Consider the following 1,028-nt stretch of genomic DNA (forward strand, 5'->3'; position numbering starts at 1 on the left):
AGCAAATGGTCGAAGGCTGTGAGGTTCGCCGGCGGCCTCCGGCGCGCGTGCTCGACTGCGATTCGACCAAGATGCCCCGGTATTGTACCGACGATTGCTTGCACGACCTCGTCCTGGACCTCGAAAATGGAGTCGAGCGTGCGGTCATAGCGTTCCGCCCACACGTGCGCCCCAGTCGTTGCGTCGATTAGCTGGGCCGTTATGCGTACCCAGTTCCCGGCCTTGCGCACGCTGCCTTCGACGATCCAGCGCACGCCGAGTTCGCGCCCGACGTCCTGGATCCTCGGCGACCGCCCTTTGTAGTAAAATGAGGAATTGCGCGCGATGACCAAGAGGCTCTTGAAGCGCGAGAGTTCCGTGATGATGTCTTCGGTCATGCCGTCCGCGAAGTACTCCTGCTCGGGATCACTGCTCATGTTCACAAACGGCAAGACGGCGATGGCAGGCTTCTCGGCTGTGACTCTGGGCGTCACGACCGCAACAGCCGGTGTTCCGGCGACCCGATAGATCCGAACCGGCTCGGCGATGTTCTTCAGGTTCTGCGTACCGAGATCCTCGAAGCCTACTTGGACTTTGTTCCTGATGTGGTCATGCGCGGTCCCGGAGACCAGGATGGAACCCGGTTCGGCGACGCTTTCGAGCCTCGCGGCGATGTTGACGCCGTCGCCATAGAGATCACTGCCTTCGACAATGACGTCACCCAGATTGACGCCGATGCGCAGCACGATCCGCCGCTCCTCAGGCTGATCGCTGTTTACGGCGGCCATGCCCTCCTGGAGCTCGACCGCGCATTGCACGGCGTTAACAGCGCTGGCGAACTCCACCAGCACGCCATCGCCGGCGACCTTGAAGATGCGCCCGCGATGCTTGGCAACCAGGGGCCTCAGCACCTCCTTGCGGCGAATCTTGAGGGCAGCCAGCGTGCCGGCTTCGTCGACCTCCATCAGGCGGCTAAAACCGACTACATCCACTGCCAGAATCGCGGCCAAACGGCGTTCCATGCTTATCCCTGGAAAGGCTGACCAGAC

Annotated in this window: 1 protein-coding gene; it reads right to left on the reverse strand. The window is 62.0% G+C overall.

Annotated elements, in window-relative coordinates:
• Positions 1 to 1,001 (reverse strand): adenylate/guanylate cyclase domain-containing protein (locus AC0L3H_RS32930; protein ID WP_473588244.1); only part of this gene is annotated, 1,001 nt, incomplete at its 3' end.
• Positions 1,002 to 1,028: the final 27 nt, after the last annotated feature.

It is taken from the genome of Mesorhizobium sp. WSM4816 (assembly GCF_055811535.1).